The organism is Peribacillus loiseleuriae, from assembly GCF_001183985.1.
GTDB lineage: Bacteria > Bacillota > Bacilli > Bacillales > DSM-1321 > Peribacillus > Peribacillus loiseleuriae.
In genome coordinates this window covers 2,421,995-2,443,636 of the sequence record NZ_LFZW01000001.1, presented here as the reverse complement: position 1 = coordinate 2,443,636, position 21,642 = coordinate 2,421,995, and the positions used below count along the sequence as shown (strand labels likewise).

The following is a 21,642-nucleotide window of genomic DNA, read 5'->3' as shown; positions in this document are numbered from 1 at the left end:
AATGAGTTTGTTTAACCTACTGCTTTAGTTAAAGAAAAAAATCCCGAATTAACAGGATTTTTTATCAAAGTATATGAATAATTATCAATCTTTATTATAAACGATCAGATTTTATTATACATTATCAAACTTTATTTTAAATCTACACCTGCCCAGACATCTTTAGCGTAAAGTCCATCTTCCTGAAGCTTATCTAACCACTGGGCTGCTTCCTGCTCTTCTGCTCCATGGACTGACTGATAGGCATTTTTCAATGTACTCTCTACATCCGGGGCCATTTTGCTTCCATCTCCGCAGATATAAAGCCGACCTCCCTGATCAAGGATACGAATTAACACTTCCCCATCCTGTGCCATTATATGCTGTACGTACGTCTTCGGAACTCCTTCTTTGCGAGAAAAGGCAGTATGAATAGTCATAACACCATTCTTTTCATATTGCTCTAATCCTTCTCGGTAAATAAAGTCCTCTTCATTCCGGCATCCAAAATAAAGGTGAGCTTCACCCAGTGATTTCCCTTCCTGCTTCATGGTTGCACGAGCCTGGAGGAACCCACGGAAAGGAGCTACTCCAGTACCAGGACCTACCATAATGATCGGTGTTTCAGGATCTTCTGGCAGCTGGAAGCGGGATTCTGGTGTGCGTATGAACATCATGATATCCTCTCCCGGCTGGCGGTTCGCCAAGTAATTAGACGCTACTCCGCGGTATTCACCCTTGCCGCTCCAGGCCGGCCCTTGGACTACTCCCACCGTAATACTTGCTCGTTCTGGATTGATCTGAGGGGAACTTGAAATGGAATAATAGCGCGGTTTCAATGGACGCAAAAGCTCTAAAAACCGCTCAAAAGTTATTTCACATGCTTCATACTTTTCCAGGAAATCCAGCATAGAAACGCGTTTGCGTAATACCTGCTCCTGATAGACTCCTTCTGCGAGTAAAGCTTCCAGTTCCCGCTTATGCGGCGGGCAGACCGTAAACGCGGCAAGCTCCCTTATTTGTGCTCTTGAGGCCGCATCCTGTACTTCTACACTATAGGTGAGTAAGTCATGCAGGCTCACTGGCCGATCCAAAGGTAGATGGGCTGCACTGCGTCCGCTTGCCGTAAGCATCACTTGGTCATTTCCGTTTAAACCATATCTTTGGAGAATACGGTTGACGTTGTCCCGACTGTTCGCAGGCAGTACGCCAAGATGGTCTCCTTCCTGATAGGTTACGCCTTCCGACAAGGTTACCTCAATATGGCGGGTGCTTCGGCCGCTTCCTGCTGCCTGCAATTCCTGATTTGCCGCCACAGTTGCGTAAACCGCTTCGTAAGAACGAGCAAGAGGAGATCCACCAATTCCTTTCACAAACTGAAGACTCAGTGTGCTCTGTTCCTTCTCCATATTTTCATTCAGTTTGAGACCAAAGGCTTCGATAGCGTCTGACCACATGTTTTGTTTCCACTGATCCAGCAGATCTTCAAAGTCTCCACTTACATCTCCTTCTCCACGGGCAGAGAAACGAACGGCTCCTTTTTGGGCAAGCTGTTCATCAATAAATCTTGGAACATTCTGATACGTGCTAGCCCAGTTGTGGTCTCCACAGCCAAAGACCGCATATTGAACGCCAGAAAGCTCTCCTGATTCAACCTCTTCCAGCCACTGTACAAACTGGACAGCATTGCTTGGCGGCTTTCCATTATAGGAAGATGTGACGATTAAGACGGCTCCTTCTTTTGGCAAAGCCCTGATCCGTTCATTAAGGGCCGCTACTTCTGTTCGAACACCATGCAGAGCTGCCGTGTCAGCCAGTTCTCGTGCCACCCCTTCAGCTGTTCCTGTGTCCGATCCATACAAAACCAGTAATGGCCGATCATTAAGGCCGGTAATGGAGGTGTTTTGAACTTCCTGTCCTTCCTCCTTCTTTTGGTCAGCTTTCTCTTCTTCTGTCACAAGGACAGACGGCTGGAAATCTGCTTGACGGCGTGGTTGAACTCGTATTGTAAAATCGCCCGGCTTCAAGGTTAAGCTTTGTTTAATGTCCAGCTCGTAATTTTTATGATCAATGAATTCAAAATGCTGAAGCATCATACCCAGCACGAGAGTAGCTTCATGAAGGGCAAACTGCATGCCAATACAAGCCCGCTGGCCGTTTCCAAATGGCTTATACGCATGATGAGGAACTTTACCTGGATCCTCGAAGCGTTCAGGCTCAAATTCTTCCGCGTTGTCACCCCATACCTCTTTATCCCGATGGAGCTGTGGAATCAGCACAGTCACCCTTTCCTGTTCTTTCTTAATTAGATACTTGCCGCCAATCACTGTATCTTCCTTCGCATAAAGGTTGAAGGAAGGTGCTGTCGGCCATAAACGCAGCGATTCATTCAAGATCATTCGAATATACTTCAGTTCCAGAACTTGTTTGTACGTTGGTGTTGAACCAGTCAACACTCGATCTACTTCTTCATATGCTTTTTTCAACTTATCAGGATTTTTTAATAAAAAGTATATTGCAAACGACAACAATCCACTTGTTGTTTCATGTCCAGCTATTAGGAACGTGATGATTTGGAAACGAATATTTTCATCATCCAGCTTTTCTCCTGTTTCTGGATCCTTCACATTTAACATACGGGAAAGCAAATCATTTTCTTCTTGATTTCCACTAGCCTTGCGCTCTGCAATAATGTTATCCACTAACGTAAACATCCTATGAATATCATGCTGGAACTGTCGTTTTGTTCTAATCATGAACTTGTCCTGCAAGTCCAGACGTTGCATTTGATGCATCGCTTCATCAAGGGCACGCACCATACTGGTAATGAAAGGATGCGGCGTTTCTCTATAGTAGCTATTAAAGCGGTAGTTAAAGCCGCATAAGCCAATTGTGTCCAGCGTCAGGCGGGTCATATCTTCTGGCACATCAATCGTTTCATTCGGGTTGAGTCGTGTCCATTTTTGAACAAGCTGGACGGCAATATCGACCATCATGGCATGGTAATCCTTCATTGCCCGCTGGCTAAATGTAGGCATAAGAATATGATGAGCTTTTCTCCAGTTAGGTTCATGCGTCCAGCTTGTAAATAAGCCGTCTCCCGCAAAAGGACGGACTTTTACCAAGGCTCCTTCTATACTTTTATCGAAGCGGGACTCATCGCAAACTTCTGCTACAAGTTCATGTCCAGAAACCACCACAGACGTACCTGACGGAGTAGCTAATCGAAAGATAGGTCCATGCTCTTCTGCTAGTTTGATGAGTGATAAAGTCGGTTTATCCTTATCAATTAACGGCAGGTTCCCGAGCGGACCAAAGGTTTTCGGTTGAGGAATCTGGTTTGTTTCTTTCATTATAAAAGCATCCTCTCATAATAGGCTGGTTAATTAGCATCATGCCCTTTTTCCAAAACTTGTATGCTCTTCTTTAATCTGATGTGATAAACAATCCATATAAAAAAATCCGATTTTTCATACGCTAAGGAAGTATTGGCTTTTTTTTATTAGATAAGGGGGCGTAGTGATTACAAAAACAAAAGAAAAGTTAAACTTATATTTTTTTCATTTACACCTACATCCTTTCACAACTCCTAATAATTTTAACATAAATATCCAAATGATAACCAAGTGTTGTTCAATTCAGGCACTCGTTACTTGGACAATTTTTAATCGTAAAACTTCATATGCGTTTTTTCCTGTTTATAATAATTCAGTCTTTCTTGTAAGGTTCCCGTATGAAATTCAAACTTATGACCATCTGGATCAATAAAGTAAATAGATTTTTTATCTCTTTCGTCTCTAGAGCGACCTGATAAGATGCATACATCTAATTCCTTTAGCTTCTCGTACATCCTATCAAATTCTGCTTCTTCTATTGAAAAAGCTGCATGTGTGTATGATTGACTTATTTCATTACGAGGAATATCTTTTTCTTCATTAAGAGCGAGCCATATACCGTTTAAATCAAAATAGGCAGTGCTTCTACCCTTAACTAACAATTTTACATCAAATACATTTTGATAAAACTTAATAGAATTCTCTAAGTCAGACACTGAAAATAAAAAATGATTTAAACCTTTTACAGACACTATACCACCTAAAATTTGGACTTCTTAATATTCCCATCATACAAAGGAAGTAGGTATTATTGAAGTAAACAGCTTCGCTAGTACAATACGAATAGAAAAATCCTGTACTAGTGTACAGGATTTTGATCAGACTTTTTTATAAATTATCAAACTTTATTTCAAAGCTACACTAAATATAGATAAAAGCGGATTTACAACGTTAGGTTATCACAATGTTAAAAGCCCAATTTCTCAGTATTATAAACGAGAAATTGGGCTTCCTTTATTTCACAATCGCACCCGATTGTTGAAGTATAGAAATATAAAATTAATTAAATCTTTGCTTCTCAAGTTAACATGTGCGTCTCCTAAAGCCAATAAACGAAGTTTCTAAAGCTTATACCAATAGAATATGTGTTTAACTGATTTACTATGATTATATTGAGTTTTCACTCTGTAATAAACGAACGAAGTGATCGGCTTATTACAATTACAAATAGGCCAGTGACGATTAATAGTCCGCAAATCATAAAAATAACTCCACTCCATCCAGAATGGCTCAAAAATACCCCGCCAGACCAACCGAGTAGACTGGAGCCAGTGTAATAGAATAATAGGTATAAAGATGAAGCGTATGCTTTTGAACGAGGATGGGAAATTACCCCTATCCAGCCACTTGCTATACTATGACCCGCAAGGAATCCAGATGCAAACAGAATTAGTCCTATAATGAGAATAAAGATATTGCTTGATAATGTCATCATCGAACCAATCAGAGCCATAATAATAGCCCAATACATCAAACGAGAACGTGAATGCCTTTCTGAAAGCCTTCCGAAAAGATACGAACTCCATGATCCAGCCAATTGAAAAATAAATTAAAAGCCAATCACTGTTTGACTTAAATGAAAGGGTGATTTCGATAATGGAAAGCCAATATAATTAAATAATATATGTACCTGTCAATCACCGGTTCGCATCAAGGTCTTCAATAGCTCTTAATGAGCTATCCGATGACACTTTTATTGGCTTTAAGGAAGGATTAGGGATAAGGGAAATAATTAACAACTTTTGTGAAGAGGCAGGATTTACGCCAGTAATAAAATTTGAAGGAGAAGACGTTTCCACCTTGGCTGGTCTTGTTTCATCCGGGCTTGGAGTTACTATTATTCCAGCATTTCATGGAATCAGCTCGGAAAAAATTAAACAAATTTCAATTTCCAAACCATATTGTCACCGTGAAATAGGACTCGCCTGGTTAAATCAGAATACTTTATTACCATCAGCAGAGTTATTTCGAACCTTTGTAATAGAAATGCTTTAGTTTATTGCACTAATCTACCCATTTAATTGAAGAATCATTTTCAAAATATGTGATTGTCACAATTAATTCTTCAACAATCTGGCCCTTTAATGGAATAACTTTATTATCACTTAGCAGGTTTTTAATCCACAAGAAAAACCGAAATCCCTTCTTTATAGAGATAGGAAATTCCGGTTCATCTTTTTTATAAACGGTGCTACTTTATTTCAAAGCCACAATTGTAGCTTTGGAATAAAGTTTGATTAACAATACCTCGCAAACCCATATTTTATGATAAATTAAGAGAATCCCTTTTGAAAAAAGATTGATTAAAATGAATTCTTTTTTAGCAGATTTTTTTGGTTTTATAAAAAGGTTTGATCATTTTTTACCTATGCTCTTCCACATTAGCTCCCTTTAGTGGAATAAGCTTTCGTTTATTTTCTCTTGTTCTCTAGCCTTTCAGTTAAATCATTAAAGTCTTGGACTACTTCTTGCATTGATGATTTTTTAGCTAACGAAATCCCCTTTTGAATAGATTTAGAAGCTTCTTCAAATTTTTTTGCTTTAATTTGGGCATCTGCAAGGCAATACCAATAAAACCAGGCATCCATTTCTGAAATTTTATCGTTATAAAATTTTTCGATTATCGGATAGTATTTGGAATATAATTCTTCATCATAAACCAACTTTTTACCATTCCATTTTAGTACATCCACTAAATAACTATCACCAATATACATTTGCCAAACTGCTATACCCACTTTTTGATTTCCATTCACAAAGTCAATTTTATGATAAGGAACATCAGCAATCTTTTTGAATGAGTTATCACCCCATTGGAAAACTTCAAGTTCGCTTCCTATTGCTGCACCAATTGTAACACCGAATAAATATTCTTTTATACCATCACCAGTAATATCTGCTAAACCCGAAAAATCCAAATCTACTCCTTGTATTTTTGTTTCCCAAACTTTTCGCCAATCAGTATTATCCTTTTTTAGTACTATTACCCCAAACTGGGAAGGGAAAGGTTGTTCTTTTGCTTTAATTTCAAAAGTAAAAATTATTTCTTTCTGTCCATCGTGGTTAAAGTCATAGAGTTGAATTGGCTGTGTGGGGAAAGGTTTTTCGGGACTTATAAGTGACGAATTCGATGGCATAAACCTCTTAACAATTTTCATTAGGTCTTTTTTCTGGCCCTCGTTAGCGTGAACAAATATCGAAATAAAGTTTAATGCCACGAGTAACAGTAAGGTAAGTAGCATTATTTTCTTCATCAACATGCCTCCTTTTTACAGCGACATCAAAGATTGTAGTTCCCTTATATTACTTTGTGTAGTATGGACGTATTTAGAAAAATAATTCTTCAGCGAACTTGTCCCGATAGCCAACCTTTCGTGAATTTTGCATGATAAGCGAATTACAACAAAAAAGTCGAATTCCTGTATGTTAGGAATCGACTTTTCTTATTTGTTCTTGTTGTATTAAACCAGCTAATAGGATGTCAATATCTTTCTCTAAAATTTCCATTTTCCTTATGCGAGTACAGTCGCATGCCCATCAAGTTAAGGATGTAAATGACTAGATACGAAATAATTCTTGCTTCAAAACGAGCAAGTGATGGAAAAGTAGGCATGTTAAAGAAGTCTATTAAAATCCGATTTTTTTACTAGACAGCTTGTCTATGCTTTACTGTCGTTTCTTACACAACCCCTAGAATATCAAAGACGGTCTTCTTATACCGATGACATTTACGTCCATTTTTCTTAAGCAATTGATAGAGACATTGATAGAGACGATGAAGAATCATGATAAGTTCATGTGAGCCACTAGACATGGCCTTAAATAGTAACAGAAAGTAGTCCTTAATCATATAAATCGCCTTAAATTCACTCAGTTCTTACTTCTTCTTTTCTAGTAGGAGTTGTCGCATGTGAAACATGGTGGAGGAACAAAGTAGAATGCCAATCAGTTGCCATAAATGGCACTCTAAGCGTTCTTTCTTGATGTTCTTACACTCGTTAATTTCAAAAAAGGACCACGTTTTAAATAAAATTTCAATCTGCCAGCGTAAGGAATACAGAGCGTACATGTAATCCGTTGACACTTCTTTTGGTGGTGTGTTCGTTATGTATACGTTAATCCCCATTAATTGCTTACTTTTGTCCTTCATGACAATGCCTTTCTTCTAGCTTGATTGTTGAGACGTGTTTGCGTTTGATCGTCTGTTAAACGATGGATAATCACACGTGTTAGAAGCTTTTGTTTTTGTCCAATATAGGCTTCAGGAATTTCTAAAGTTTCACCAGCTGCCAGCATATCAAGTTGAATGTATATAGTTGCGTAAGAGATGTACTGGCGACTTCTTGGTTGAGCCAAATGCAAAGGGCGATGAGTTCATCTGCTTGATACCTACTAGATCGCTGCACAAAACCAACCTGTTTAGCGATTTTTTGTAGAACGATTGGAGATAGAAAGCGCTGTAATTCTTGTGAAAATAGCTGTAATTCTTCAGAAAGCGAGAGGTCCATGAAAAAACGTCATCAACGAGATTTTTTTACCATGACTCATACTCATACTCATTCTCTCCTTTCTATTCTTGCTTGTTTAGTTTTCTCTAGCGCAAAAAAATTATGATTCAATTTCACTATTTACTGTTTGTGAATCATTCTGTTAATAAGGAACTTCTACTTTCCAGGTTCATTTACACCTATTTGCTGCCGGATTTCATGAAGGATGTTTTCCAGTGATGTCACGACTCCTTTGCTATCTTTATAACTAATATGCTTCGGTTGAAAATGAACGGGTGAATCCAAACCTGCTGCTGCTGAAATTCGAAATAGTCCTTTTCGAAGTGTCACGAGAAAATTGACGACGCGGTATTTCTTTTCGTCAATTACGAGAGCCTTTTGCAATTCTGGGTCAGTTGTCGCTACCCCAACTGGACAGGCATTGGATTGACATTTCAATGTTTGGATACATCCTATGGTAATCATGAATCCACGCGCAATATTGACGAGATCGGCTCCCATCGCCAAAGCAATCGCAATCCGGTCAGGACTGAAAAGCTTACCTGAAGCGATAATTTTAACCCGGTCGCGCACCCCATATTTTTGAAGGGTCGAGACAACAATTGGTAGAGCTGATTTAATCGGCAATCCGACACTATCAATCAATTCTTGATAGGAAGCTCCTGTACCGCCTTCCCCGCCATCTACGGTGATAAAGTCCGGCCCTTTGCCTGTCTCCTTCATATATTTGGCTAGTTCTTCGACGCTATCATTACCACCGACAACCATCTTCATTCCAACAGGTTTACCTGTATGGTTACGGATTCTTTCAATGAATTCACACATCGTCGGTACATCACTGAACTGATGAAAACGATTGGGACTATCAATCGATTTGAATGGTTCCACTTTGCGAATTTCGGCAATTTCCGGAGTAACTTTTTCCGCATCAATATGTCCCCCGCGGGTTTTGGCACCTTGAGCGAGCTTAATCTCAAATGCTTTTACTTGAGGAATTTCACTTTTCAGCTTTAACTCGTCCCAATCCATTTCTCCAAATTTATCACGAACTCCGAACATGGCCGGGCCAATCTGCATAATGATATCGACGCTACCTTTTAAATGATAGGAAGATAGCCCACCTTCCCCAGTATTCATCCACGTACCTTTCGCTAACGCTAATCCTTCTGATAAAGCTGTTATGGCATTATATCCTAATGAACCATAGCTCATCGCCGACATCCCAATCAAACCTTTTAATCTAAATGGATGCTTTGTATTTGGGCCAATGACCACGGCATCATGGTCATGCAATAAGTAAGCAGACGATTCCTCATCCTCCCATTTTTCCTCTCGCTGCGAAAAAAGCGGATCCTTCAATAAGATACATCTTTTGGTTATCACCTTTGTTTCTCTATCGAATTTTTCTTCTTCGGCTAATTTTGGGAACATATCATTCCGAACAAAAAGGCCTTCTTCATCAAAATCACGTTTTGAACCAAACGCAACTACATCTCGCATATACTTTGCGCTTTTTACGATATGTTCGTAGTCATCCCTTGAAAATGGCTTCCCTTCATTATCACCGTTAAAAAAATATTGCCGCAATTCTGGACCGATTTTTTCTGAAAAATAGCGCACCCTGCCTAGTACTGGGTAATTCCTTAGTATGGCGTGATGCTTCTGATTTCGGTCAAACATTAATAAATAGATTAGAAAAATGACAAGTGCGATTAAAGCAAGTGCACCAAAAGTAAATGTGATGATAATTAAACGACTTGCGATATCCATTTTACCCCTCCTGCTAATGACCATATTGGGTTTATTTTACTCGAACCTGAATCTCTTTATACAGAGGGCGAATGTCGAAATGGTTTAAGGATACCGTCAAGAAAATGGGCTTACCGTTGTGAATCCGCATTTTCCTGACTCTACCCCTTCATTAGGAAAATAAAAATGGCTGCTCATAAAGGGCAGCCTAAATTGGTGAAGGTTAACCCATTATATGTAGCCCTCATGTCTGCCTGTTCATCACAAGATACAGTTCATGATTGGATTATCTATCTCTACAGGAAACAAATTAAAAATAATCAATCTTTTATGTACAATAAAACTTTATTTCAAATTCATATCTATTGAAAAAAAAGAAAGGATACATATTTAAATAGAAAATACTCTGGAGAGTAACTCATCCCCAGAGTATTTTTACACTATGATTAATATATTTTTATTTAACAGCTTCTTTTAATTCCTTACCTGGTTTAAAAGCAGGAACTTTAGAAGCAGCAATTTGTATTTCTTCTCCTGTTTGTGGGTTTCTACCCGTTCGAGCTGCTCGGTCGCGCACTTCAAATGTTCCAAATCCAACTAATTGGATTTTTTCCTCTTTAGCAAGCGTAGTAGAGATTATTTCAATCCATGCATCCACTGCTTTTTTAGCGTCTGCTTGTGTTGCCACCATATTCACTAGATCCGTTTTGTTCATCGTCAAACACCTCGTCCTTTATTCTTAATTAGTATGTAGTAGTGTCACCAATAATAAAACGTATGTTCTGTATGTCACTTGCAAAGCTAGAGAATAGGTAGTTATATTCTTGTCATTATTGCTAAGATTCCCTCTTTGTAAATTCTGATAAGGAGTATTATGTAAACTTACTTATATTAAGTACGAGCGTCAAAATCTAGCTGGATATCCTGTCATAACTTTCACTGGGATATAGGCGGTAAATAGACGCCTACTTCCCTTATAAATACGTCTTAAACGGGAATAATAATCAATGGACGTCTTGTAGAGGATGGATCACACCAAAACGTTTTATTAATTATGAAAGGAAGGTTATTTATTTATGAGTGGAATAAATCATTTGACCATTTTACAGATGAACGATACTCACGCTTACTTGGATCTTCATCCTGAGATGTTCCTTGAAGGTAAAGGTGAGGCCCACTTTAGAAATGTCGGTGGATATGCCCGAATTGCCTCCATTTTTAATAAAGCTCGGGCAGAGAATCTTGGTGGGGTGCTGGTCTTAGATAATGGTGACACTTTTCACGGAACTTATCCAGCTATTGCAACCATGGGTGAGTCCCTTATCCCTATCTTAAACACGATGGGGATCGACGGTATGACTGCTCACTGGGAGTTTGCCTATGGTCCAAACCATTTTAAAAAACTATCAACATTACTTGATTACCCAATGTTGGCGAATAACTGTTACGATGAGGGTAGCAAACAACCCGTTTTCCCAACACATGCTGTAATCGAGAGAGCAGGCTTGAAAATCGGCGTGATTGGGATTGCTTGTCATATTGTAGATAAGACAATGCCTCCACACTTCTCCACTGGCATCAACTTTACACTTGGGAATGAGGTGTTGCCTTCACAAATTGACAAGTTACGTAGTGTGGATAAGGTCGATCTCATAGTGGTTCTTTCACACTTAGGATTCCCTATTGAAGTCAAGATTGCCTCTGAAGTTAAAGGAATTGATGTATTGTTGAGCGCACATACCCATAACCGTCTTAACAAACCTGTCCTTATAAACAACACCCTCATCATCCAATCCGGCTGCCATGGTTCCTTCATCGGGCGCTTGGATTTGGAAATTGAAAACCGACAAATTCTTAAGTATCAGCACAAGTTGATCGAGGTTTCTGAAGAAATTCAACCTGACCCCAAGGTGCAAGCCCTTATAAGTAATGTACTTGAACCCCATAAGGATATGCTTCAAAGCAAAGTTGGAGAAACAAAAACTGCGTTGCACCGGTATGCTCAATTAGAGTCGACGATGGATAACCTACTTTTAGAATCACTTATAGAGATTTCCAATGCTCAATTAGCTTTCTCTAATGGATGGCGTTATGGTGCGCCCATTCCTCCCGGACCAATTACAATGAATGACCTGTGGAACATAATTCCTACCAATCCACCCGTTTCTACAGTAGAATTAACCGGCAAAGAGCTACTCGAGATGTTAGAAGAAAATTTAGAACGAACTTTTGCCAGTAACCCCTATGATCAGATGGGAGGTTATGTCAAGCGCTGTCTAGGACTAAGGATGTTTATCAAAATTGAAAATCCCGCTGGAACCCGTATTCAACAGCTCTTTATAGATGACCAACTCGTTAACCCCAACTGCACGTATTTGGCAGCTTTTGTCACGATGCAGGGTGTGCCTCAAAAATATGGCACCAATCGAAAAAATTTGAATTGTCATGCCATAGATGCCTTGAAACAATTTATAGAGAAACGAGGAGTTATTTCAGTTGATTTGAACAGTACCGTTCAAGTGGTTTAAGTAGTGCATGTAGAACCACACTAAAGTCAATGAATTCACACGGATAAGTAAAGAATCTGATAAAAGAGTCATGATTATTAAGATTATAGACACGACATCTGCGGTTCTTTTGTTCGCACCCGCAGTTTTTATTTTGAGGATAAATACGTGTTTCTCCTATTATATAGTAGCCTTTTTAAAATCTTTTTCATATTCCTTAACCAGCTTATAAAAAGTTTTCTTTTTAACATCTAATTCTCCCATAGCTTTAACAGCAGTAATCTCTCCTGCTTTCCAACGATCATAGACTTCTTTAAATTCTTCTGTAACCTGTACCTTAGGCCGACCAAATGCTAGGCCATTTTGCAAAGCTACATCAATACCTTCACGCTGCCGTTTTCTAATACGTTCCCGTTCCTCCTGTGCCATCCAGGAAAGAATCTGCATAACAAGAGCCGCTATGAAGGTTCCTAAACCATCCTTAAATTGAGTTGTATCAAGCAAAGGAATATCCACCACCACAATATCGGCCTGGATATTCTTCGTGATGTCATTCCATTCCTGTAAAATCTCTTCTTTGTTCCGTCCAAAGCGATCCAAGGAATGAATATATGGAACATCTCTTTTTCTCAACATTCGTTTAAGCAACTGATATTGAGTTCGATTAAAGTCCTTTCCACTTTGTTTGTCCTTGAAAATGTCTCGTTCGCCTATCCCCTTTTCTTTTATAGCCTCAAGTTGCCGTCCCTCATGTTGATCTTTGCTACTAACTCGTATGTATCCAAACTTTCGAACGTCCATTTAAATCTCCTTCATTTTGGTTCTTTTTCTCTTATTCTATCAAATAACGTTCGGAAATTAATCCTAAAGTTTACGAACGGGTTGTTTTGGAATATATAAAGTGAAGATAAGTAATAATTAAATCTCTATGTTTTAATTTTTGCTCCGGTAATTTGATCCTTAATCAATGTATCAATCTATTCTAAGCATTTTCAGAAGTTACCTGAAAATAGAAATTAGTAAGGAAGAGGATATGCCAATATATAAAGAGAACCCCGCATGGTGTCACTTTTTTTAAAAGTGTCATAGTCCAATTAAGAAAATTATTTATTCGATAATTAATCATGAATTGAGAAGTTAACCATGGATTAAAGGGGGGCCAATATAAAAGGACACCCTCTTTTCTATATTGGCCAACTATTTCATTTGATGCATTGTTCTGCGATTAATTGATATGATTGATGCTTATCCTTTGGTGAATAAGTGATGGTTACAATCATGATTTCATCTGCTAATACATGGGATTGAATCTTTATTAGCTTCCTTTTTATCTCATTCGGATTACCTATAATCATTTTCTTTTTTATTCTTTCAATTGACTCTTGATCACGTAAATTTAATTGAAATTCTTTTGCTTCATCGACAGAAGGAACACCTTGGTTCTCTTCCCTATTCTCGTTTTGCAGTTTCCAAATAATCGAACTTAAGGCAATTTCTTCTGCTTTTTCAGTAGTTTCTGCGCAAATTACTGATAAAGCCATAATGACGTAAGGTTTTTGGCCTTTTTTTCTTGGTTGAAATGAATGACGATATTGTTGGGTGATTTCTTCTCCGTTTTCATCACTCATAAATTGTCCGAAACAATAAGCTAAACCATTTTCCGCTGCAAAATTTGCACTTTTTTTACTCGTTCCTAGCATCCAAAGTTCAGGACTAATTTGCGGTAACGGAGAAGCTGGTAATATGGACTCCTCATTATCTATGTATTTAATTAATTCTTTTACCAAATCAGGCATTTGATAGACATTTTGCAAATAGTTGTCTGATAAGGCATTTGATGCTTCAGCAGGACCACCCGGTGCCCTCCCGATTCCCACATCAATCCGATTTGGAAATAGAGTGGATAACAAGTGATAGGTTTCTGCCACTTTATATGGCTTATAATATGGCAATAAAACCGCCCCAGAGCCAATTCGGATATTTTTTGTGTTTGCTCCAATATAACCTAACATCACCTCGGGTGCGGAGCATGCAAGACCTGGCAATGCATGATGTTCAGCAATCCAATAACGTGAATATCCTAATGTCTCCCCTATTCGTGCAAGTTTCATTGATTCCTGTAGTGCCTCGTGTGCCGTTTGATTAGTTGAAATGGGAGATTGATCTAAAATGCCTAATTTCATAAAATGAAATTCCCCTTTTCTATTTTGTTCCTTCTTTTAAAGTCAGTTTAAATTCGCCAATTTGTCCTTTTTCGTATAGATTTGTAATAGATGTTGAATATTCTTGAATCGTTCCGCGGAACTCAAGATGTCTCTCGGGTACTATTACATCAAATGTTCCTTTATAAAGAAGTGTTGCTATGTCATGGTAGTCGTCACTTGTAACATAAAAAGTTACCGAAATTTGAATTCCATTTTTTTCTTTTTCCTCTTCATATTGTGTAATTTTGATTTTCGTATCATTTAGTTGAATTTCCTTAACCATTTCATCATCATCCCTTTCCCAAAAAAGAATAACACACCCTTAACCAGTTAACGAACTCTATTGCTTAGAATTGAAGCGTATGATATACGTTTGTCGTGCCCTTAACTTATTCAAACCCTTACCTATCTGTATGAGGAAGAATCCCAAGAGGAATTGAAAAAAATTACTTTTTTAAGTTGAGATCGATATAAAAATTGATTAAATATAATAAAAAAACGCCATTTTAATCAAACTTTTTTAAAATGACGTTTCTTCATCTGCTGTTAAATATGTATTTGAGAGAAACTGTTAATATTGCTTTTTTCTAAAGCTATATTTTATTCTATCGAACTAAAAGAGGAAAATACCGATAAAAATTAATGGGCATTCATTTCTTCTACAATTTCTTCTCCACTTAGATTAGAAAAATAATAAGTTGGCCAATTGTCTAATTCATTTAAAAGAGTGCCATGATCTTCATCTCCCAGATAAATATGGTAATGTTCTGCTTTTGTTGGATAAATACTATGATCACTGAATTGAACATGTTTTGGTACACCATCTACTTCCCCAACTAAATCAAATAAATACCGAACACCTCTATTTCCGGATTCATAAGTCAAAATTTCGTATCCATGATACTTGTATTCTCCTGCTTTTCCTTCTCCATTTTTATAAAATGTCATCGTATTATCTTTTATAACGATTCGTTCAATGTCTGTTTCATACCCAACTTTATAATAGTCTTTGTATTCTTCAAAGGTTTTATCTTTGTTTTTTTCTACTTTTTTCTGCAAGACCTTATCTAAAGTTCCATCTAATAAGTATGGATAGACTGATTGCCAATCTCCTTCCCAATCTGATAATTCCCTATCTTCAACTTCGTCATCTTCAAATATCCCTGAATATATTTCTTTCTGCTTTTCATCATCGTGATTATGGCTATGATTGGTACCTTCTGTAGATTCAGAAGTAGTAGATTTAGAATCTGAGGAAGCATTTTCGACAGGTGTATCTACTTTTTCTTGACAACCTGTAAGGACTATACCTAATAAGAAAAACACTAGTATTGATTTGATAAGTTCCTTTTTCATAAATAAAATATCTCCTTTTCTATTTTAATAATCGGTGTAAATCGTAACAATTACTATTTACTCTTTTATGAATATACTATGTTTCAAATCTTCTGTCAATACAAAACGAAATCATTATGATTTACGTTATTTTTGTAATTTAATAAAAGATCGAATCTTATTATTAAATAAATTTTAAAAAATAATATACTTAAACAAACCTGGAGTATTCTTTTACGAATGGGTGTTTTAGTTTAAGAACAAAGGTTGTCTATTTCAAGACGACCTTTGTGTATTTTTATTGTTCATTTAAAATGCCAAATCGTTTGTGAATATGCTGTCATTTCAAGCCATCTTTTTAAAAAGAGCACCAAAATGGAACTATTTAATATAATGTCTCTGTTAAACTTGCCTGTTGATTGCAGTGAGAAGCGTTCGCTTTCCGCGGGCGGTCCGGGAGCCTCCTCGGCGCATTGCGCCTGTGGAAAGCGAGTACCTGTAACGGAAATCACCCCAGGATAGTAGTATAAATAGAATTTACAAGCATCAAAGTTTACGACAACAGCCATGTAAAAAGCATCTATCCAGAAGATAGATGCTTTAACCAAAAGTATATAAGAACATCAAGCGATCTCGATTCTTCTTAAGAAGTTACAATGGTCATTCATTTACATTACGTTGGCTATTTTCAGCTAAATATTTAGCATATTGAACCGTATTTCTCGCTACATCTAATTCACAATTAAATATGATTGGCGCTCCTGGTCTCCAATTCACTTCAAATAACCACAATTTTTGATTTTCATCAATTCCAACATCAATCCCTAATTCATCCAATGACACATCATCATACAAAGAATCAAAGTGGTTCGAAAAATTTATAGCGAAATATTCAAGTGTTTTTTTTATATTATACCAGGAATCATCGAATTCTTTTTGTAAAAAAATATCCAGATAACCAGTATATCCCCCACTTCCGATATTTGGTGCAATGCTTCCTACAGTTCCTATGCGTGGATATATTGAGGTAATGACCCACTTTCCTTCTCCATTTTTTTGTACATGCAACCGGAAGTCATATACTTGGCCCGATTTAATTTGACAGGAAATGAACTGTTGAGCTAAATACTTTTGTTCTTGAATCTTTCGACTTGTGAATTCGACCAATTCTTGTTTAGTATAAATAGAAATGTCCCCAGTTTCATTCACTCTGTATTTATCATTTCCTTCCTTTTCAATAAAAATGATCCCTTTTCCCTGATTCCCGGATACTGGTTTCATGATTACTTTTGGATAATGACGGACCATTTGCATAAATCGATTAGCGTCTATTAAATCCATTGAAGGTATAAGATATTGCGCAAACATTTCCCCTTTTTTTATCAGCTTATTAACATATGATTTATCACCAACTGAGTGACTTGTAAAAGGAATGATTTCTGATAAAAAATCCACGATTATTTCTGCTTTATCCGTTAGAGGATAGCTGGCATTATAGATAACGTCCGGAAAAGGGAACTTCTTTTCCTGCCAATTTCCGTTCTCATATATTTTCCCATTAATTGTTCGGTTCTCCATATTTACTTTCCCAGGCGTAAAGTAAAAAAAGGGAATCCCTTCCGCTTTCGCTACAGCTGAGTAAGCATATGCTCTTCTCACCCTTTGTGGATCCTCTCGATGGTGAAGCATGCCAATTAAGGTCATAATCGTTATATCCCACCTTTATAAAATGCTGTCCTTTAAAAATATAAAACAAAGCTAGTCTTTATTCCTATTTTTTAAATTAAGGCGAACAATTTTGGACCTACTTATATATTCTATAGTATAGATTTAATTCACTAGAGACAGGTGGGTAACATGACTTTATGAATACGATTATCTTTATTGGCTCTAATAAATCCGGTTCGAGCAGAGAAGCGATAAAAGCCGCAGAGCGCCTTGGCTATTTAACCGTTCTATTTACAAATAAACAGCAATTTCTGGAACAAAGATTAGAATTTCCTGATGTTCATCAGATGATATTCACAGAGCTATCTGATTATCAGGCGTTAACAAAAAGTATTCAAAAATTAGTAAATCGTGGACTAGTGATTCAGGCAATCTTAAGCTTTATAGATCCCTATGTAAATATCGCCGTATCGTTAGAAGAAAAATTCTGTACAAACGTTGTTTCTGTTCATCCAATTCTGAATATGGAAGATAAAGTTTTAACAAGAAATCTTCTTAAAAGCCTCCGATCTTCTCCTTACTTTACCATTTATACATCAGAAGACTCCTTAAAAGATTTCCTTGAAGAACAAAAAAACCATCTACCATTAATAGTAAAATCCCCTATTTCCGCTGGATCAAAAGATGTCCTACTGGCAAGCGATATCGATCAATTAAACTTTGCAATGAAAAAACTACTAAATAAGTACAAAGATACACCTATATTAATTGAAGAATTTTTAACTGGACCTCAATATTTAGTTGAAACAGTAGTACACGATGGAACGATTACTATTGTAGCTGTTATTGAACAAGAAATTACGTTCCAAGAACGTTTTATCGTAACAGGATATAGCTTGTTAGCTTATATGGACAAACAGTTTTTTGATCATCTCTATGAATCAGTTTGTACAATTGTAGAAACTTTTGACATGAAAAATGGTGCGTGTCACCTCGAATTGCGTCTCGTTCGAGGGAGATGGAAATTAATCGAGATTAACCCTAGAATTTCCGGTGGTGCCATGAACCGCCTGATTGAGGTAGGGTATGGCATTAATCTAGTAGAAGAAACGATTCAGATATTTTTAGGAAATCAACCGAATCTTACGAAAAAACATCGTAAGTACGTGTATGTACAATATCTAACTGTAGATATTGAGGGTAAATTGGTTAGTGTTACCGGGAAAAATCGTGCTAGTCAATATCCAGGGGTGCAAGAAGTTTTTATAAAACCACGCAAAGGAAAGATATTACGGCCCCCTTTATCAATGGGAGATCGTTATGGATACGTGTTAGCCTCCTCATATAATAATGAAGAAGCAAAACAAATGGCGATGGCAGCAGCTAAAGAGATTCGTTTTAACATAGAAAAACTATAATGATTACGAGCAAAACTTGCAGAAACAAGAAGCTCCTTTAGTTCCATTTCAAAATTGGACAGCCTATATAGGCCACTAAAATATCTAACTGGAGTTATTCAAAATGTAGTAGTTCAATTTTTACATGAATCCCTATGAATCAAATGAAATTTAAATTGTCTCATAATGATCAAAACGCATAGGATTTACTACGTGATTCTAACATAAATGAAGTTAGAGGTTTTTATCTGTTTAGTCTAGTACTAAAAAAATAGTAAGTAGATGTTTATATATATAAAGACAGGAGCATCATACCTATGTTTGTAAAGGCTTATCCTTTTGCGAAAGTCATTTTCATAGACTTTCGCATTTTTTATTTTTAGTGATCTCTTCAGATCATAGCATTGGCGTTACAGCGAAAGGGCTCGTATACATATGATTCTTGTCAACTTTTTTTAACTTTTGGGAATGCAATAGAGACAAAAGTTATTTTCTGGTCCATCATCGATGATATCTTAGTGAATTTGGCAGGCTTATCGTGATTAACAGTTGATAAATTTTTGTCTAAAACTATATTTGTGTCTTCCATCCATTTTTTTCTCCTCTCAATAGTCTTTCTAGCTACGACTTACAAGATCGAATTCAGAATCTATTCTAATTTGTTCAACCTATATGGAAATTACTGATAGACCACTGAGATTTCTGCATTAAAACCAAGCTGCGTATCCCAATTCCCTCAAATGGCCAGCTGATATTTCAAGGCTCTCAAGTGGGTCTCTTCCGTACGTGTTATCTTGCTCAATGATGAAATATTCAGACCCATACTGAAGTCCTGCTTCAATGATTGCTTTCATATCAAGGTTACCTTGTCCTAATTCCGCAAATTCAATAATATTGTGTAGTCTTTGTTTATGTGTCACAGGATCGTTTACACCTTCCAAATCGACTTTTCCAATCCGGTAATCTTTTAAATGAAGCAATCCAATTCTACCAGCATATTGTTTTAATAACTCTACAGGGTTTACACCTGCTTTTGCAGCCCAATGGACATCTATTTCGAAACCTAGATTCTTCGTATTGTTCTTTATTAGATCTAATAAAAACTCTCCGTCATATTTTTGGAATTCAATATGATGGTTGTGGTAATAGAAGTGAATGCCATATTCATCAAGTCGTTTTGCCATTGTTTCTGCTTTATCGATAAAATTCATGATTTTTTCTTTATCTTCTAATATATCGATTGGCAGCATTCCATTTCGTAAATAGTTACAATCTAATGTTTTACAATCATCTACAATTTTTTGAAAATGGTCTGTTAAGTTATCACTGGAACTTCCCGGATTTGGATCAATGGTCGCAGAAAGCGCTGCAATTTTTATATCAAAATCTAAAGCCGCTCTTTTAAGTTCAGCTACAGTTTCGGCCGTCATTGGAATTTGTGATACCTCTACAGCTTGATAGCCCAGTTCAGTTATCTTCCTCATGGTTTCGTAAACACCAAGCTCAGGAACCTTGCTTTTAATCGTCATCATTTGTACTGCAAATTTGCCTTTATTCATGTTGAAATACCTCCTAGTGATTATCAGTTTAATAGAAAGATTAATTTGATTCACTTTTAACAGTAATCTGTTTTTCTGTTTCTATCTTTTTCGTTAATTCTTCTAAAAATAAATCCTCATCAATCAGAAGTTCTACTTCTTTCCCTAACCAACTTGATAGATGGATCGCATTGGCTAATGCCACACCATGAATCCCGTCACTTCCTGGTGCTATCAATTCCGTCCCATCCAAAATGTTTGCAGCAAAGTTTTCCAAAATAGTAATATGCTGCTGCCCCCATACGCTTTGAAATTCAAAAGTCCCCTTACTGTAAATTCCCGATGGACCTATGTCTTTCATAAGATTCTTCGATTCTTCCCAACTCAACGAATCACTCATTTCCGATTCGGATTTATGAAGTCGTTTAATCGTAATTTTTTTACTATTGTCCACTACAATTTTCCCTTTATCTCCTAAAATCTCAAATCGGTCTGTTCCTAAAATGTCATGTGTACAAGTAACAAATACACCTGTTGCACCATTCCCATAGTCAACCAATGCTGTTACTTCATCTTCGACAGGAACATTTCTTTGGGAACCATATTTTATATTTGCATAAACCTTCTTAGGCATACCGCATATCCCTTGAAGTAAGTCGATTTGATGTGGTGCTTGGTTTACAAGAACGCCGCCCCCTTCACCACCCCATGTTTCTCTCCATTCACTTTGATCATAATATGCCTGTGATCTCCACCATGTGGTAATAATCCAGTTGGTACGGCGAATCGCCCCAATCTCCCCGTTATCAATAAGATCTTTTACCTTTTGATAGAGTGGATTTGTTCGTTGGTTGAAGAACACAGCGAAAGTCAATTCAGGTTTGCTTGCAGCAAATTCATTTAATTCCTTTACTTGTTTCGTGTAAACCCCAGCTGGTTTTTCCACTAATATGTGGATACCTCTCTTTAATGCTTCAATCCCAATCTCTGGGTGGAGATAATGTGGTACTGTAGTAACAATTGCATCCACTTTACCACTGTTTAACATGTCCATATAGTGATCAAAGAAAGGTATATCCGGATAATTCTCTGCACACATTTTCTTTTTAGCCGGGTCAATGTCACAAAAGGCTCCAATCACCATATTTTTAACTTTTTATTCCAATATAAATCGAGTATAATTGCTACCTTGGACCCCAACGCCAATAATTCCCAATCTTACCTTTTCCAATGTTACTTCTCCTCTCTTTATCCTTTTTTCGGAACTATCATACTCACATTCCGTTACGCTACTTTCCTAGTAAAATTGAAATTCATTATGCGAGCGTTTCCAAAAAAATCTTTATTTTTCATTAATTTAAT

Annotated in this window: 16 protein-coding genes and 2 pseudogenes; 3 read left to right on the top strand and 15 right to left on the bottom strand. The window is 37.1% G+C overall.

Annotated elements, in window-relative coordinates; translation table 11 throughout:
- Positions 1–131 precede the first annotated feature (131 nt).
- The 3 genes from AC625_RS11390 to AC625_RS25805 all read right to left on the bottom strand — a co-directional run bounded on the left by AC625_RS11390 (position 132) and on the right by AC625_RS25805 (position 4,911).
- Positions 132–3,332, bottom strand: a complete 3,201-nt coding sequence (locus tag AC625_RS11390; protein ID WP_049681390.1) for a bifunctional cytochrome P450/NADPH--P450 reductase — start codon at positions 3,330–3,332, stop codon at positions 132–134.
- Between the two features lie 311 nt (positions 3,333–3,643).
- The gene (gene fosM, locus AC625_RS11385) at positions 3,644–4,066 is read right to left on the bottom strand and encodes a FosM family fosfomycin resistance protein (protein WP_049681389.1); all 423 of its coding nucleotides are present in this window, start codon (positions 4,064–4,066) and stop codon (positions 3,644–3,646) included.
- Positions 4,067–4,494: 428 nt separating this feature from the next.
- Positions 4,495–4,911 carry an MFS transporter gene (locus tag AC625_RS25805; protein ID WP_180320092.1) on the bottom strand — a complete coding sequence of 139 codons (417 nt, stop codon included), beginning with the start codon at positions 4,909–4,911 and terminating at the stop codon, positions 4,495–4,497.
- 80 nt (positions 4,912–4,991) lie between these two features.
- Here AC625_RS25805 and AC625_RS28555 point away from each other — a divergent pair, with 80 nt between their 5' ends.
- The gene (locus AC625_RS28555) at positions 4,992–5,369 is read left to right on the top strand and encodes a LysR substrate-binding domain-containing protein (protein ID WP_082191053.1); all 378 of its coding nucleotides are present in this window, start codon (positions 4,992–4,994) and stop codon (positions 5,367–5,369) included.
- 416 nt (positions 5,370–5,785) lie between these two features.
- Here AC625_RS28555 and AC625_RS11375 read toward each other — a convergent pair whose 3' ends face one another.
- From AC625_RS11375 to AC625_RS11355, 4 genes and pseudogenes are all read right to left on the bottom strand, one after another.
- Entirely contained in the window at positions 5,786–6,628 is an 843-nt protein-coding gene (locus AC625_RS11375; protein WP_049681387.1) for a hypothetical protein, read from the bottom strand.
- Positions 6,629–7,053: 425 nt separating this feature from the next.
- Positions 7,054–7,691, bottom strand: a pseudogene (locus AC625_RS11370) (transposase); the annotation flags it as partial.
- 347 nt (positions 7,692–8,038) lie between these two features.
- Positions 8,039–9,652: an FMN-binding glutamate synthase family protein gene (locus tag AC625_RS11365; RefSeq protein WP_049681386.1), complete on the bottom strand. Its 1,614-nt coding sequence runs from the start codon at positions 9,650–9,652 to the stop codon at positions 8,039–8,041.
- Positions 9,653–10,088: 436 nt separating this feature from the next.
- Positions 10,089–10,346 carry an HU family DNA-binding protein gene (locus tag AC625_RS11355; protein ID WP_049681384.1) on the bottom strand — a complete coding sequence of 86 codons (258 nt, stop codon included), beginning with the start codon at positions 10,344–10,346 and terminating at the stop codon, positions 10,089–10,091.
- A gap of 361 nt (positions 10,347–10,707) precedes the next feature.
- Between AC625_RS11355 and AC625_RS11350 the strand changes: the two genes are divergently transcribed.
- Positions 10,708–12,159 carry a bifunctional metallophosphatase/5'-nucleotidase gene (locus AC625_RS11350; RefSeq protein WP_049681383.1) on the top strand — a complete coding sequence of 484 codons (1,452 nt, stop codon included), beginning with the start codon at positions 10,708–10,710 and terminating at the stop codon, positions 12,157–12,159.
- Between the two features lie 159 nt (positions 12,160–12,318).
- On the opposite strand, the gene AC625_RS11345 is transcribed toward AC625_RS11350, so the two are convergent.
- From AC625_RS11345 to AC625_RS11320, 6 genes are all read right to left on the bottom strand, one after another.
- Positions 12,319–12,939: a recombinase family protein gene (locus AC625_RS11345; protein ID WP_049681382.1), complete on the bottom strand. Its 621-nt coding sequence runs from the start codon at positions 12,937–12,939 to the stop codon at positions 12,319–12,321.
- A gap of 401 nt (positions 12,940–13,340) precedes the next feature.
- On the bottom strand, positions 13,341–14,321 hold the full coding sequence (locus AC625_RS11340) for an LLM class flavin-dependent oxidoreductase (protein WP_049681381.1): 981 nt from the start codon (positions 14,319–14,321) through the stop codon (positions 13,341–13,343).
- Positions 14,322–14,340: 19 nt separating this feature from the next.
- A complete protein-coding gene (locus AC625_RS11335) occupies positions 14,341–14,625 on the bottom strand; it encodes a DUF3219 family protein (protein WP_049681380.1) in 285 nt (94 codons plus the stop codon).
- A gap of 356 nt (positions 14,626–14,981) precedes the next feature.
- On the bottom strand, positions 14,982–15,698 hold the full coding sequence (locus AC625_RS11330; RefSeq protein WP_049681379.1) for a metal-binding protein ZinT: 717 nt from the start codon (positions 15,696–15,698) through the stop codon (positions 14,982–14,984).
- 284 nt (positions 15,699–15,982) lie between these two features.
- Complete coding sequence (locus AC625_RS11325; protein ID WP_049681378.1) at positions 15,983–16,246, bottom strand: hypothetical protein; 264 nt, start codon at positions 16,244–16,246, stop codon at positions 15,983–15,985.
- A gap of 91 nt (positions 16,247–16,337) precedes the next feature.
- Positions 16,338–17,381: a YheC/YheD family endospore coat-associated protein gene (locus AC625_RS11320; protein ID WP_049681377.1), complete on the bottom strand. Its 1,044-nt coding sequence runs from the start codon at positions 17,379–17,381 to the stop codon at positions 16,338–16,340.
- Between the two features lie 161 nt (positions 17,382–17,542).
- Between AC625_RS11320 and AC625_RS11315 the strand changes: the two genes are divergently transcribed.
- Positions 17,543–18,763 (top strand): ATP-grasp domain-containing protein, encoded by a 1,221-nt coding sequence (locus tag AC625_RS11315; RefSeq protein ID WP_049681376.1) that lies wholly within the window; start codon positions 17,543–17,545, stop codon positions 18,761–18,763.
- Between the two features lie 686 nt (positions 18,764–19,449).
- On the opposite strand, the gene AC625_RS11310 is transcribed toward AC625_RS11315, so the two are convergent.
- The gene (locus tag AC625_RS11310) at positions 19,450–20,301 is read right to left on the bottom strand and encodes a sugar phosphate isomerase/epimerase family protein (RefSeq protein WP_049681375.1); all 852 of its coding nucleotides are present in this window, start codon (positions 20,299–20,301) and stop codon (positions 19,450–19,452) included.
- A 40-nt stretch (positions 20,302–20,341) separates the two neighbouring features.
- Positions 20,342–21,511: pseudogene (locus tag AC625_RS11305) on the bottom strand (Gfo/Idh/MocA family protein).
- Between the last annotated feature and the right edge of the window lie 131 nt (positions 21,512–21,642).